The 15,442-nt window shown below is 45.6% G+C and carries 11 protein-coding genes; 3 read left to right on the top strand and 8 right to left on the bottom strand.

What is annotated here, in order from left to right:
• The first annotated feature begins 86 nt into the window (after nt 1-86).
• Entirely contained in the window at nt 87-674 is a 588-nt protein-coding gene (tpx, locus tag PRUTH_RS02985) for a thiol peroxidase (protein ID WP_022946158.1), read from the top strand.
• Between the two features lie 52 nt (nt 675-726).
• Here the strand turns inward: tpx and hemH are convergent, their stop codons facing one another.
• From hemH to PRUTH_RS02970, 3 genes are all read right to left on the bottom strand, one after another.
• A complete protein-coding gene (hemH, locus tag PRUTH_RS02980) occupies nt 727-1,731 on the bottom strand; it encodes a ferrochelatase (RefSeq protein WP_045980309.1) in 1,005 nt (334 codons plus the stop codon).
• A gap of 100 nt (nt 1,732-1,831) precedes the next feature.
• Nucleotides 1,832-2,476 carry an adenylate kinase gene (gene adk, locus PRUTH_RS02975; protein ID WP_022946156.1) on the bottom strand — a complete coding sequence of 215 codons (645 nt, stop codon included), beginning with the start codon at nt 2,474-2,476 and terminating at the stop codon, nt 1,832-1,834.
• Between the two features lie 180 nt (nt 2,477-2,656).
• Nucleotides 2,657-3,370 (bottom strand): SapC family protein, encoded by a 714-nt coding sequence (locus PRUTH_RS02970; RefSeq protein ID WP_022946155.1) that lies wholly within the window; start codon nt 3,368-3,370, stop codon nt 2,657-2,659.
• Nucleotides 3,371-3,538: 168 nt separating this feature from the next.
• On the opposite strand from PRUTH_RS02970, the gene PRUTH_RS02965 reads away from it, so the two are divergent.
• Nucleotides 3,539-4,234, top strand: coding sequence for a DUF6445 family protein (locus PRUTH_RS02965; RefSeq protein ID WP_151172488.1), 696 nt, complete (start codon nt 3,539-3,541; stop codon nt 4,232-4,234).
• Between the two features lie 17 nt (nt 4,235-4,251).
• Complete coding sequence (locus tag PRUTH_RS02960) at nt 4,252-5,799, top strand: tryptophan halogenase family protein (protein ID WP_151172487.1); 1,548 nt, start codon at nt 4,252-4,254, stop codon at nt 5,797-5,799.
• Here PRUTH_RS02960 and PRUTH_RS02955 read toward each other — a convergent pair.
• The 5 genes from PRUTH_RS02955 to pgi form a co-directional block, all read right to left on the bottom strand.
• Nucleotides 5,796-7,316, bottom strand: a complete 1,521-nt coding sequence (locus tag PRUTH_RS02955; RefSeq protein WP_151172486.1) for a tryptophan halogenase family protein — start codon at nt 7,314-7,316, stop codon at nt 5,796-5,798. The two genes, PRUTH_RS02960 and PRUTH_RS02955, sit on opposite strands and share 4 nt — an antisense overlap.
• A gap of 67 nt (nt 7,317-7,383) precedes the next feature.
• Nucleotides 7,384-10,032 (bottom strand): TonB-dependent receptor, encoded by a 2,649-nt coding sequence (locus PRUTH_RS02950; protein WP_151172485.1) that lies wholly within the window; start codon nt 10,030-10,032, stop codon nt 7,384-7,386.
• 759 nt (nt 10,033-10,791) lie between these two features.
• Nucleotides 10,792-11,502 carry a 6-phosphogluconolactonase gene (gene pgl / locus PRUTH_RS02945; protein ID WP_151172484.1) on the bottom strand — a complete coding sequence of 237 codons (711 nt, stop codon included), beginning with the start codon at nt 11,500-11,502 and terminating at the stop codon, nt 10,792-10,794.
• Nucleotides 11,502-12,974, bottom strand: a complete 1,473-nt coding sequence (gene zwf / locus PRUTH_RS02940) for a glucose-6-phosphate dehydrogenase (RefSeq protein WP_151172483.1) — start codon at nt 12,972-12,974, stop codon at nt 11,502-11,504. Before zwf ends, pgl begins: the two co-directional genes overlap by 1 nt.
• 439 nt (nt 12,975-13,413) lie before the next feature.
• A complete protein-coding gene (pgi, locus tag PRUTH_RS02935) occupies nt 13,414-15,054 on the bottom strand; it encodes a glucose-6-phosphate isomerase (RefSeq protein WP_151172482.1) in 1,641 nt (546 codons plus the stop codon).
• Between the last annotated feature and the right edge of the window lie 388 nt (nt 15,055-15,442).

The raw sequence follows: 15,442 nt of genomic DNA, 5'->3' as shown, positions 1-15,442 counted from the left end.
AATATCCACCGCCGCTATATCCTTTTGTACTGGCGTATAGATATAATAGTTCATAGGATTTTGCAGAAAATAGAAAAGAGAGCGTTATGTTTAAGAAATTAGCACTGTGCACCCTGTTGACCTGCAGCACTGTGGCGCTAGCTCAGCAAAGCGAGACTATCAATACCATTGATGCTGGTAAAGTCACAGCCCAAGGAAAGCCTGTCACCCTGTTAGGCAAAGGAGTCAAAGTGGGTGATGCCGCACCGGATTTTCGTACCGTGAATGCCCAATTTGAACCACGCAGCTTAAATGACTACCAAGGCAAAGCGGTTCTATTGAGTGTAGTTCCGAGCTTAGACACTGGCGTGTGCAGTATTCAAACAAAGCACTTCAATGAAAAAGTGGCCAGCGAATTCCCTCAAGTCGCTATGTTAACTGTCAGCACTGATTTACCTTTTGCGCAAAAACGTTACTGCGCCGCAGAGGGAATTGACAAGCTAGAGACTCTCTCAGATGCAGTATGGCGAGATTTCGGTGAGCAGTATGGTTTACTTATCAAAGATATGGGCTTGCTTAGCCGTGCCGTCTTGGTGTTGGACAAAGACCACAAAGTCATCTACAAACAACTTGTTAGCGACCTATCCAAAGAGCCTAATTACGATCATGCGATCAGAGCACTGAATAGCTTATAGACTCAGTTTTATTGGTGATAGTAAAAAGGCGCCTTATGTGGCGCCTTTCGTATTACCAATTCTGCAATTGCTGCTGGGCTAGCTCAGACAGTAAGGTGATATGAGCCTCGCTATCATTAAGCGCGGGAATGTAGTCTAGGCTCTCGCCTCCCGCCTCTTTAAACACTTCGGCGTTTTCCACGGAAATCTCTTCCAAGGTTTCTAAGCAGTCTGCAGCAAAAGCCGGGCAAACCACCTGCACTGTTTTCACCCCTTGCTCTGGCAACGCTTCCAAAGTCTCATCGGTATAGGGTTTTAACCACTCTTCAGCACCAAAACGCGATTGGAAGGTCATCATCCATTGCTCATCACTGAGCCCCAACTTGGCTGCTGTATTTTGCGCCGTAGCCTGGCAATGCTCAAAGTAAGGATCGCCTTTTTTAACACAGCGCTTAGGAATGCCATGAAAAGAGAAAATCAGTTTATCCGCCTCGCCATGCTGAGCGCGGTAATCGGCAATAGATTGCGCCAATGCATTAATATAGCTAGGCTTCTCGTAGTAGTGCTTAAGGAAACGAATTTCCGGTAAGTTACGCACGGTTTTTAGATGCGCCATCAGCTTGTCGAATACCGCAGCCGTGGTTGTCGCAGAGTACTGTGGATAAAGCGGCAACACCGCTATTTTATCGATGCCACGCGCCTGCATATCTTTAATACGGCTAGCGATGCTGGGGTTGCCATAGGTCATGGCATAGTCGACGTGAATGGCCTCTCCCGTCCCTTGTTCTAAGTGCTGCCGTAAGGCAATGCTTTGTTGCTCGGTAATTGCGCGCAGCGGCGAGCCTTGCTCCTGCCATATTGATGCGTATGCTTTAGCCACCTTGGGCGAGCGAATAGGAAGAATGATGCCGTTGAGAATAAAAAACCACACAGCTGGCGGTATCTCTACGACGCGAGTGTCGGATAAAAACTCGCGCAAATAAACACGAACGGCTTTTGACGTGGGCGCATCAGGGGTACCAAGATTAACTAACAGCACCCCGTAACGGCTGGCGCTTTGCGATAAAGCAAGTGACATAGCAATGAAGTCCTAAACGCTAAATTAAAAGTGATTATACTTTGAAAACAATCGCTAAGATCAAAAAAAACCGCCTTCAGGCGGTTTTTTTAGTGCGGGGTTAGCCTAGCAGTTCGGCTAACTGCTGGCTGACTGCTTCAACAGCTTGGGTACCATCGAGTTTATGGTACTGAGTGTTGCCAGCAGCCGCTTCTTTTTGATAATAATCAACTAACGGCTTAGTTTGCTCGTGATATATAGCAAGACGTTTGCGTACTGTTTCTTCAGTATCGTCGTCACGGATGATCAAATCTTCACCGGTCACATCATCTTTGCCATCCACCTTGGGTGGATTGTAAACCACATGATAAACACGACCAGAACCTGGGTGAACACGACGTCCGCCCATACGCTCAACAATGACTTCATCAGCCACATCGAACTCAATCACGTGATCGACATCGATGCCATTTTCTTTCATTGCATCAGCTTGAGGGATGGTACGTGGGAAACCATCTAGCAAGAAACCATTTTCACAATCAGCCTTGGCGACACGCTCTTTTACAAGACCAATAATAATCTCGTCAGACACAAGTTGTCCGGCATCCATCACCTTTTTCGCTTCTAAGCCAAGCGGTGTGCCCTCTTTAATAGCTGCGCGCAACATATCGCCAGTAGAGATTTGCGGAATGTTGTATTTGTCCATTAAAAACTGAGCTTGCGTGCCTTTACCTGCACCGGGTGCGCCTAATAGGATGATGCGCATAATTGATTCCTCGTGTCTGAGTTGGGGTTACAAAATAAACTCAAATTTTTTCACATGGGCCGACGTTACTCAAGGGTAAAGAGATAAAACTTTGGTCCAATTTTCATATTCGTGTAATAACTGAACAAGCGGGTACAAAAAAGCCCAGCAATTGCTGGGCTTTTTCACGCTTTATACGATTTATGCGTCAGCATCACGCTGAGCTTTTAAACGCGCCAGACGGCCCACTTGGTGAGTAGACGTTAGGAACGAATAAATAGGCGCTAAGTAACCGCGCTTGCGAAGCTCTAAGAAAGCTTCGTCGCTTAGCTCATTTAACTTTTTCTCATCAATTAGATAGATACCTGAGATATCTTTCTTTTCGCCTTTGATATCCACAGTCAGCGTTTGTGGTACCAATAGCTCTTTATCTGCAAGATACTGAGTGAAGGTTTCAGTCACGCCAGAGAATTCAATGAACGACACAAGTGCATCTTTGCGACGCTTCAGGTATTCAGTTTCTTCGCCATTTTCAAATAGCGCATTACCGTCTTCCTCGCCTACCAACGGGCTAGCTTCATCGATAACTACACCGTACTGCTCTTCTTCTGGGTGCTTAACAAGACCTAGCGGATAGCGAGTCACAGCTAATGGGGCAAAACCTGCTACCCACTGATCGCCATCTACAAATAGGTTTTCACCTGGTTCAAGTCCAAAAATCGCTACCGCTTGGAATTTACCCGTTTCATTATTTTTTACGAATGCCATCGGAAATTCGTTAGCAACACGACCAAACTCGTGAGCAACTACAGGAACGAGGTGCTGAGTTTTCAAAAATTCTAGGTTAATGCCATTTTTGATTTTTGTGTTGGCATGTTTTTCGTTATGCAAAGGCTGCACTTGTTGCTCCGCCATATTACTGCTCCATTAATTTTACGTATTTGTTACTTATCTAGTGGCACTAAGGCTAGCGGTTTTACTAGGAAAAAGGAAGTGAAAATTTTGTGGCAACGGAACATCGCATTTGACTCTAATTGATTTTGGCTAACATAATGCTGTCTAACCCGTTACAAGCTAAAACCAATGTATACACTGAATTTAGATTACCAAGCGAACGTCATTGCAATTCCTGCAACCAATGAAAGCGTGGTCGTCGTTGATGACTTCTTAGCTAACCCTGAACAAGTCATTCACTATGCCAAAACCACCGCATACTTTAACCCTCCGGGAACGGACCGCTCTTTTTATCCAGGTAAACGCGACAAAATGCCTTTGCCCTATAAACGCGCGCTATCAGAATTACTCAATAGTCTGCGCGACAGAGGAGTGTTGCAACTTGACGGTAAAGTAGATATTTACAGAAACGAGTTATCTCTGACCACGGTGAAAGAGTCTCAACTTTCGCTCTTTCAAAAAGCCCCCCATATCGATAGCTTAGATAATAAAGACTATGCAACCGTGCACTATTTATACTCTGAGCAACATGGCGGCACCTCCTTTTACTGCTACCGGCCAACGGGGATGGCGCAGTTTAATGATGACAACGCTGTCAAAAACATGCTTAAATCAATTCAGCATCATGCGCATAGTTTTGATGGTTATATTCAGGGCGACTCTGACCTTTTCGAGCGAGTACTGAGTGTGCCGGCGAAATTCAATAGAATCATTATTTATCAGGGCAATATATTGCACAGCGCTGATTTAAAGGGACAACATAATCAGCAGGATGATATAGATAATGGTCGCCTGAGTGTCGCTTCCTTTTTCTACTTAGAATAAAAAATAAAGGAATAAGAATGAAAGATTTATCACGTGTTATTGTCGTTGGCGGTGGCACTTCTGGCTGGCTTAGCGCAGCCTACTTAGCCAGTAGTTTTAAGCGAACCGGACGGGATATTAAAGTCAGTATTATTGAGTCAGACACTATCCCCACAATTGGCGTTGGCGAAGGCACCTTCCCTACTATCGTCAATACCTTGTATGAGATTGGCCTTTCTGAAAAAGAGTTTATCGCTGAGTGTGACGCCAGCTTTAAGCAAGGTGCTCTTTTTAAAAATTGGCTGTATAACCCAAACGAAAAACCTCATGCCTATTACCACCCTTTTGATCCCCCCGCCAAACCAAAAGGCCTTGATTTGAGCGCATATTGGGTGAGCCGAAAACACCAAGGCACGATGCAGCAAGATTTTGCCCACGCGACGTCGGTGCAGTCATTCCTGTGCGACGAAAACCTCGCACCTAAGACACCTGAGACGGGAGAATATGCTTGGCTTGCCAAGTATGCATACCACCTTGATGCCGCCAAGCTGGGCCAGTTACTCAAAAAGCATGCAATGAACAAGTTACAGGTTGAGCATATTGTTGCAGATATTGAGCAAGTAGAGCTTGATGAGCAAGGTTTCATCGCGCACTTAGTTGATAAGCAGCAACGCCAGCATGACGCTGATTTTTTTGTCGACTGTACGGGCTTCTCCTCTTTGCTGTTAGCAAAAGCTCTAAACGTGCCCTTTGTTGATAAGAGCCACTACCTCACAGTCGATACCGCCGTTGTGTTACCTGTGGAATATGCCGATGCCGAGACCCCTATCACGACCCATACGGTGTCCACGGCGCAAGACGCCGGATGGATTTGGGATATTGCCTTACAAAATCGCCGAGGCACCGGTTATGTTTACAATTCACACTACTGCTCCAAAGAGCAGGCTGAGAAAACCTTGTGCGATTATCATGGTATTGCCCATGATAGTGAGAAGCGCTATCGTCATATCAGCTTCAAAACCGGCTACCGAGAAAAATCGTGGGCCAAGAACTGCTGTGCTATCGGTTTTTCCAGTGGCTTTGTCGAGCCTTTGGAAGCAACTGCTATAGCCATGGTTGAGGCGGGAGTGCGCTCTCTTGCCGCCCGTTTCCCTGCAACTCGAGAAGCAATGCTCGAGAGAGAAAAGCAATACAATCGTATTTTCACATCCCGTTGGGACAACATTATCGATTTCATTAAGCTGCATTATTGTCTCACCAAGCGCGATGATACCCCTTTTTGGCGAGAGCAGAAAAACCCCGAGACCATTCCTGCCTCACTACAGGAAAAGCTCAAGGCTTGGCAGCATTATGGTATTACCGATGGCGACTTACCCTACAAATACGACCTGTTCACTCTCGCTAGTTGGCAATACATTCTCTATGGATTAGAGTTTTTACCTAACTACGTTGAAAAAGCGCCAATCAACGAGGAGATCATCGACAAGGCATTTGCCTCAATCGCCGCACAAAAACGCAGTGCCGCAAGCAAGCTCTTGTCAAATAGAGCATTGCTCGAAGCGTTTGGTGCATCGTGTAAAAGCTAAATTTTCTGCAGCCCATGTTGGGCTATATTGTGAAGCAAGGCTCGGTGCTTAGGCAGCTGCTTTAGCAGCTGCTCACCATAGCTTGTTAACATAGCAATCAATTCTTTATGCTCAGCCTTGGCAACTAAATGAGCGCATGGCTTAAAATGCATACCATAAAGAATGTACAAGTAGTTCTCTAGCTCAAACACTTCATATTTAGAGTTAAAGTCAGACTTTTTAGGGACTTGGTATTGCCACAACGCAAGACGTTCTTTGAGCACCACAGACATGCTGTCAGTTGACTTCATTGCCCGCCAGAACGCAGAGTCTTGACGATCTGAAAGATAATAGTGCAATTGGATAAAGTCGACGACTCGGCGCCATGCATAATCGACAATTTCGTTATACTTCTTAGCGGCTAACGCTAGCGCATGATGCTGCACTGGCAAATTCTCGGCCAACAGCTTTGCACTAAAGTCAGTCAGCAGAATGGAGGTTGCCTCTAAAGGCTCAACAAAGCCTTGAGCAAGCCCTAAAGCCACACAATTCTTATGCCAAGCCCGCTCAGCGAACCCCGCTTTCATGTCAATTTCCCGTACTTTTAAGCCAGATAACGGCTGACCTAAATAACGTTCAAATTTGGTATATGCCTGCTCTTTTGTTAAGTAGTCACTGGCATACACAAAGCCGGTTCCACGTCGTGTGGTCAGGGCAATGTCCCATATCCACCCGGCCTGATGTGCTGTGGCCAGCGTGTAAGGAGGGATCGCATCATCTGCAGAGGTCGGGACTTGGGCCGTAATGGCTTTATCAATCGACAGCTGATCACTTACATCCACTGATTTAACGCCCAAGGCTTGTCGATGCAAAATGCTCGAAAAGCCACTGCAATCAACAAAAAAATCGCCGCTGACTTGGCCACTATCGTCAGTTTGCAGCTCACTGATATGGCCTTCATCATTGCACTTTACCGCTGTTACGTTGGTTTTCAGTAACTTCACGTTAAACCGAGATGTGGCATTGTCCTTTAATAGTTGGGCAAACTTGAGCGCATTAAGGTGATAGGCATAACTGGCGTGGCCAGTGTATTGCGCTTGAGTTATCGCCTTAGGGCCGACACCGTGCTCACAGAGCATGTGTTGAAACGAAACGGTTTCGGCGAATGAGGCGGTTGTTGTGTCACTGAGCCAAGTTTGCGTGACATCTTGATTATTTGGAAAGGGGTATTCGAACAAGTGATGATAATAGTTGTGTTCACCATGGTGGTGTTTATCAAGCCAGTTTATGAACTTTATTGATTGTTTAAACGTCGCATCGCACTGGGTAATAAAGGTTTGCTCGGAAATACCAAAACTTTGTAAGGTACTGACCATCATCGGCACAGTGCCCTCACCGACGCCAATGGTTGGAATAGTAGGTGACTCAATTAAGCACACCTCAATATCGCTGCCTAATAGTCTCTTGCCAATGTGATTCGCAGCCAACCAGCCAGATGTACCACCACCGACAATAACGACTTTTCTCAATTTTTTCATTTTCAAACTGCCACTTGCCTAAACAAAAAACCCGAGCATGAGCTCGGGTTTTATCAACAATATCGCTTTAGAAGCGGAATTGTAAACCAACAGAGTAACGCGACTCACCCTGATAATTATACGCTGGGTATCCACGACTGAAGCGTGGGTTATCAGTGTCAGTCCAGTTTTGGTGGTTACCAACCTGGATGCTGTCTTCCTCTAGAAGGTTTGTAACATCGGCGATAATAGTGAAGTTCTCGTTGATATCGTAACTCGCACTTAAGTCCAATGTTCCAAAGTCTTCGTGTAGACGACTACCGTAGAAACCCGTTTCACGAATCATGTACTCTGAACGCCAAGTATAGGCTGCACGTAATGATAGTGCGTCGGTCTCATAAAACGCCACTGTATTCACTGTGTGCTCTGATGCATCAGAGAATACAGAGTTGCCATCTACGAAGTTCTCTGCATTGGCATCTGAATCAGAGTAAGTGTAGTTTACAACAGCCCCGAAACCGTTATCAAACGTATGCTGCAACTGGAACTCTGCACCATAAATGGTGCCACCGTCACCGTCTGTGTACGTTTCTACACGCCAGTTGTCGGTGTTTGTTCCTGGGTCAACGATACCAATACTTTGACCTGGTTGTTCTGTATTTGTGGTAAAGGTGTCAACGTCTTTCCAAAAGAAGCTACCTGCAATTAAGCTAGACGGTGCGTAGTAATACTCAACACCAACATCAGCTTGGTTCGCTTTAAATGGGCTCAGTGACGGAGTACCTTTGGTGACCGACTGGTTGTTATCGTCGTTGTCGTCATAACCTGCTAATGCAGCGTTACTGAACATGTCATTGTAGTTTGGACGAGAAATAACGGTCGCAGCAGATACACGTAAGATCATGTCTTGAGAAAGGTCATAAGCCAAGTTAAAGCTAGGTAAAACCTCTGAATGGTCATGTTCTTCAGTTGTTAAAGCTGTCGAGTAACCATTATTAAATGCATGCGTTGGGTCGACAAAACCAGGTGCTAAAGCATAGGCTTGCGAGGTTGCTTCAGTTGACACATAACGTAAACCGAAGTTACCACGGAAATTTTCACCTGAGTAATTAGCCATTACATAGGCAGCAACCGTTTCTTCATTTAGTGATGCATACCCTGAGCGTTCACGAGCCCAGCTTTCTATGAACTCTTGAGTATAAGCAATCATCTCAGCGCCATCACCATTAGGGATAGAGATATCGCTCATGCCAGCATCAATTCGGCCATCGGTGAAGCGGTCAGCATCAACGATTTCGGCCTCTGCGGCACCATCAAAGTTCAAGTTTGGACGGTTTTTGTCACGAACAACATCGTGATCTGACCAACGTAAACCGGTTTTAATTGACGTGATGTATTCAAAGTCTGTTTCGAACTCAACATCTACCTGTGCATACGTTTCTTCATCCGTACGCGGCTCATTAACAATCGCGCCCGGCTGTAAGCCTTCCCAGCCAACATACTCGCCAGCCGCAGGCAATGGATAAGATTGATCTTCGGTATCAAAAATCCAATTCGTGCCCGTGCCATCAAGTGTGCCTACCGAACCGCCTAGGCCCGAAATATAAGCAACGTTGGTTTCAAAATTGGTACCGCCCGTGGCTTCTGATGTACCCACTTGAACTTCAACCGTGAAGCCATCGCCTAAGAACTTCATGTCTGCGGCAATCAGTTCAGTTTCCATTGTTGCGTTACGTGGACGCACGTCCCAATAGCTGTTTGCACCTAAACCTGTGTCGTCAAACCACTGTTGCGATGAAGTACAACGCTCTGGCACACCATCGGCATTCAGCGCTTCGCAGTTAGACGTATCTTGTGGGATCCATACTTGGTTATTTACGCCATCAGCACCCAACTCAAGGTTCATATAGTGTACGCCGAACTCAAGTGCATCAGTTGGTGCGTATTGGAGCTGGATATCATAGGCTGTGCGCTCACGCTCTTGCACAAAAGCAGTTGGCGCAATACGACCACCCCAAATGGGTAACGCCTCATCACCGCGACGTTCCAGTGTATAGTCCGATTGTGCAACAGAAATTAATGCACCAAAATTCTCAGCTTCGTTTTTCCAACTGACTAACCCTGAAACGGTTGGATCAATTTCATCTGACTGGCTAGAACCCGAACCTTTAACGCTGCCAAAAATAGTCATTGGCTCTAAATCTAGAGGCTTGCGGGTATTTACGATTACAGTACCGCCAACACCACCTTCTAACAGGTCTGCTTGCGATGACTTGTACACTTCCATATCAGCGATCATTTCTGGTGGAAGCATAGAGTAGTTGAAGGTACGGTCAATGGCTTGTTGTGAATACCAACCCGTAGAGGCCACATTCTGACCATTTAGCGTGGTTAATGTCAGCGAGTTTGACGCACCACGAATAGAGACGGCTGAACCTTCACCAAACTGACGAGAAACAGTAACACCAGGTACACGACCTAGAGCCTCGGCAAGGTTATTATCAGGAAATTCACCAATGTCTTCTGCTGACACCGCGTCTACCACGGCATTAGCAAAGCGTTTGGTATTCATTGACGCTTCTAATGAGCGGCGGATACCGCGCACTTCAATGACTTCAACATCTTCTTTTGCTTGAGTTTGTGCATCAGCCGCTACTGCTGCGCCGGAAAAACCAGCACCCATAGCAAGGCCGATATTCACTGCTAATAAGCTTTTTTTAAAATTTTTAGCTAACACAGGATTCCCCTTGAATCATTTTGTTGATTTTTTTATCACTTCTGCCCAGTGATGATGACAACGCTGTCATCTACTAACAAACCATACACCCTAAATTACAATTTCGCTACATCTTTTTGGCTTTTTTGTTTAAAAAAACCGCGAGTTAATCTTTAACTCTATGATTTAGTGAACATTTAATAGAGGTGAATTTAGCTCTGCTAGTGTGAAATCGAGATGAATATAACACAAATGTGACAACAAAAGTAAAGCCTAATTGGCAACTTGGTTTCTGATTAAGGTAAATAAGAGGGCAGTTTTGATTCTACTTACCGCTAAGTGAGCGACTAAGTACCTGTAAAAGTAAGAATAATTTTAAAATGCTTAAAGTATCCCCTGTTCTACTCCCAGTTGGATAACTTTAACAACAACTATTCTCATAGCACTATTTTTATACAAAAGATATTAGTTGAGCGGCGCTTTAATACAGAGCATCGGGCAGAAGCGTTTGTATCTTTTCAGGGGTCACAATTAATTATCAATAACAATGACAGCGCTGTCATTGTTATTCTATGCAAATATTCTGCTGCCGTCTAGTGCCCATTGCAATTAAATCTATATTTGCTTACAAAAACTTGGAGGCACGATTTTGCAGCCATTGATTAGCGCCTTCTAGCAGGATACCAAAAGCTAAACTGTCAGCCATTTAGCTTACATCCCTAAAAAACAAAAGCGCGGCTATTGCCGCGCTTTTGTTATTCATTATTGATAGTCATACGGTTAAGGAGCCCAATACACCTCGAGCTCAATATCGGGATGCTGCAATATTGCTCGCAGCGGCATCTCTGCAACATCTCCTTGCTGCTTAGCCGCTTTATAAGTTGCAAGCTTCTGCTCACCACTGATAAGTAACTTCACGACCTTTGATTGGGCAATAGCATGCACCGTTAATGTCATTCGCTCGGTAATCGCTCCTGTCACCTCACTTTCAATCGCATTAATAGCACATACCAGTTGCTCTGCTTGAAGCCCAATTTCTAAACCCTGCGCGTGCGGGAAAAGAGACGCAGTATGACCATCCGGTCCCATGCCCAAAATGGTTACATCATAAGGGCGGTGCACTTGCTGATAGTGCTGCTCACATGCCTCAACGCCTTGCTCAGCAGTCGGGGCTGCGTTTTTCATGGTGATAAAGTTAGCGCGCGCAGCCTTATTTTGTAGCAAGGTATTGTTGATGAAAGTCTCGTTACTTTTCTCATGGCTGGCATCAACCCAGCGCTCATCAACCATAGCAACATCCACTTTGTGCCAATCAATATCAAGGTTTGATAGGTACTTATAGGCCGGAGCCGGCGATGAGCCGCCAGATACCATCAGCGCTGCACGGCTATTCTCAGCTAAACCTTGGGTTAAGCGCTGCTCTAGTGACTCTGCCAAACTGGCGGTCATCTGCTCTTTGGAATCAAAGAAGTGTTCTGTAATATTCGCCATTACGCGCCCCCCCCGGTGTTAAACCAACGGTGATTATTTGTTGCTAAAAGCTCATCTGCATCATCTGGGCCCCATGAGCCAGCTCGGTATAGGGACGGGATCCCTTTTTCCTGCCAACGTTCGATAATAGGATCAATCCATTTCCATGCTTGACGCACTTCATCACGATGAATAAATAGCGCTGGGTTATTGGCCGCCGCATCCAACATTAAGCGCTTATAGGCATCTGAATGGAAACCCTTTGAGTAGGTTTCTGAAAGCTCGATATTTAACGTAACAGGCTCTAGTTGCATTTCTAGATTGTCCAAACGCTTAGACATCAGCGTAAGTTGGATGCTTTCCTCTGGTTGCAGGCGGATCACCAGGCGATTAGGCTGGATAGGACCGACATCTTGCTCATACACATTGTGCGAGACCGGCTTGTATTCAACAACAATCTCCGCACAACGCTTATGCATACGCTTGCCTGTGCGCAAATAAAATGGCACGCCAGCCCAACGCCAGTTATCGATATGCGCTTTGATAGCGACAAAAGTTTCTGTCGCGCTTGAGCCTTCGCCCAGCTCTTCTAAATACCCCGGTACGAGTTTACCGTCGAGATCGCCTGGTACATATTGGCCACGTACGATATTTTCATCGACTTGCTCACCCACCAACGGCCTTAGCGCCTCAAGCACTTTTAATTTTTCAGTGCGAATGGAGTTCGCATTGAGCTTATGCGGCGACTCCATCGCCACCAAGCAAAGTAATTGTAACAAGTGGTTCTGCACCATATCACGCAGCGCGCCGGCTTTATCATAGAAGCCCGCGCGGCTTTCAAGGCCCACCGTTTCCGAGATGCTAATTTGAATATTATCAATCGACTTGGCATCCCATAAATTCTCAAACAAAGAGTTAGAGAAGCGCAACGCCATCAGGTTTTGAACCGTCTCTTTACCTAAATAGTGGTCAATACGGAAAATCTGCTCTTCACTGAAGAATTGTGCAATTTTCGCGTTGATCTCTTCTGCTGACTTACCGCAGTAGCCGATGGGCTTTTCAACCACCACACGCGAGGTATCAGTAATCAACTCTTTAGCAGAGAGAATTTCACAGCAGGTGCCATACACTGCTGGCGGCAATGATAAGTAGAATACACGTGATTTATCTGCTTCGTGCTCATCTAAAATCGTTTTTAGCTCATCCCAATGACTGTCAGCCTCGGTCACATTGACAACGACTGGCACTAAGAACTCTGCGAACGCCTTCCAATCTTTGGCGTTGTACTCACCTTTGGCCAAGTACTCTTTCATTGCTTTATGAGCGGTATCAATATATTCGTCACGTTTATCAGCGCCACGAACAGTGGGGAGGATGCGTGTCCCTTGTGGTAGGTTCCCTTCCTGATAAGCGCGATACATCGCCGGAAGCAATTTGCGCAAGGCCAAATCGCCACCGCCGCCAAAAATGATAATATCAAAAGGATTTAGCATGATTTACTCTCTACCTGTTTGGTGCCCATTTCGTGTGGATGCAGATTCACACCCTAGGGGCTGCTCTCATCGGCTATCTATCGAGCCAATAATACTTGTTATTATGAGGACAGTATAACCTTTCGCGGCTCTATCCTGTGACAGTTTTCACACTGACATCGATGAATACGAAGTCAGCAGCCAAATCCACCTAAATGAAAATGGCAAAGCTCCGACACAGTTTTCGTGTTATCGGAGCTTTAGAATAAATGAGTCTTAGGGTAACCATACGTCCTCTCACAAACATACAGGCCCTAAAGACTCCAGCGCTACCCGTTCAAAGGTATTCTTTTGTGCTGGTCCGTAAAGGAAATAGAGTCTTAGAGGGTCAGTAAAACCACACTGCCCCTCTAAGCCCTCCAGCGCTACTCGGCTGTGCTGCCTAGGCAGCAAATTCTGTTTATCGTTTACTTTGATAATAATTCATTAATCCGGCTGTCGAACTATCGTGATCGCCGACTTGGCCATCGCTCAGCTCAGCTTCAATGCTTTTAGCCAATCCTTTGCCTAATTCCACACCCCACTGATCAAAAGAGCAAATTTCAAGGATGATACCTTGGACAAAAATTTTATGTTCATACAACGCAATGAGGCGGCCAAGTCCTCTCGCATCCACGGTGTCTAACAGTATCGAAGAAGTAGGACGATTGCCTTGATGTACTTTGTGAGCAACCAATTGGTCAATTTCCTCGGAGCTGATCCCTTTTGCTTTAAGCTCATCGCGGATTTGCTCAGCGCTGACACCATTCATCATGGCTTCGGTCTGCGCAAAAAAGTTCGACATCAATACGCGGTGATGCTCACCCACTTCCACTTGCGGCTTAATCGAGCCAATAAAATCAGCGGGAACGATGGTGGTGCCTTGATGTAAATATTGATAAAACGCGTGCTGACCATTTATTCCCGTCATGCCCCAAATTAACGGGACTGTGGTGTAATTAACGCGAGAACCGGAAAAATTAACTGACTTACCGTTACTTTCCATTTCCCCCTGCTGCAAATAGGCGGGGAGCATATGCAATGCTTGGTCATAGGGTAAAATAGCTTGCGCCTTATGGTCTAAGAAAGTGGTATTCCAGACACTTAATAACCCCATCAGCACCGGGATGTTGTTCGCCATTGGCTGGTTTTTAAAGTGTTGGTCAATTTCAAATGCCCCTTCAAGCAACTCGATAAAGGCATCGAAACCTAAATATAAAGCGATAGGTAAACCAATTGCGCTCCACATTGAAAATCGACCACCAACCCAATCCCACATGGTAAATACATTCTCAGGCGCAATGCCAAATGCAGAGGTTTTCTCTAAATTGGTGCTCACAGCAACGAAGTGCTTAGCAATTGCACCCGCTTCGCTCGTAGCATCTTGTAACCATTGCACCGCTGTTTGGGCGTTGGTCATGGTTTCAGAGGTGGTAAAAGTCTTTGAGGAAATAACGAACAGTGTGGTTTCAGGGTCAACTGCATCCAATACTTTCGCAATTTGTACACCATCGGCGTTGGAAACATAATGTACGTCTAGGGTGTCATCGGCAAAGCTTGCGAGAGCCTCAGTGGCCATTTGTGGACCCAGGTTTGAGCCACCCACGCCTATACTCACAACATGGCGAATAGCCTTGCCGCTAAATCCGAGCCATTCACCTGAGCGCACTTTGGCAACAAAGGCGCGCATTTTCTTCAATTCAGTCTCGACTTGCTCGCTCACATTTTCGCCATCAACGATAATCGCCGATTGGTCACGGTTGCGCAGCGCGCTATGCAAAACGGCGCGCTGTTCGGTAAAATTAATTTTTTCACCCGCGAACATCTTGTCGCGCCACTGCGCTAATTCACAGTCCTCTGCTAAACGAAGTAAATCGTCCTTCACCGGCTGGTTAATTAGCTGCTTAGAATAATCGAATAAAATGCCAGGAGCCTGAACGGAGAAAGTGTTGAAACGCGCATCATCGTTTGCAAAAAGCGTTTTCAAATGGGTGTTTTGTAATTCCTGAGCGCGCTTTTCTAGGCTCTGCCAGCTCGCTAGTTGTGAACGACTTGCTACCATTTTGTACTTCCTTTAAGTCCTTGCTTATGGGGCTATTGTTACTATCATTAGCGCTAGGTAAAAATATGAAAGGCTCGCTGTGAAAAAGTGAATTGTCAGCGAAGATACTTTTTTACCTGCAAATATACGAAATTCAACCTAACGGCGTTAACACTAAGTTAAAATGACAACGCTGTCAATCTGCTAATTTGCGATTTTAGTGGAGGGATCATAGCGCATAATTTCGTCTTTGACACCGGTATCATGAGGAAAATTTAAAATTTTCTCTGCTATTTGCATTTAACTTTAGATACACTCATGGAGAAGCATGGCTATGTATGCGTTTTAAGCGATGTAAATGCTCTACAGCAACGCCAAAGCGATTTTATCGGCAAGGAAATAATAGAGC

The sequence above is a fragment of the Pseudoalteromonas ruthenica genome (assembly GCF_008808095.1).
GTDB lineage: Bacteria > Pseudomonadota > Gammaproteobacteria > Enterobacterales > Alteromonadaceae > Pseudoalteromonas > Pseudoalteromonas ruthenica.
The sequence above is the reverse complement of the archived record's forward strand: the minus strand, read 5'-3'. Positions and strand labels throughout refer to the sequence as shown.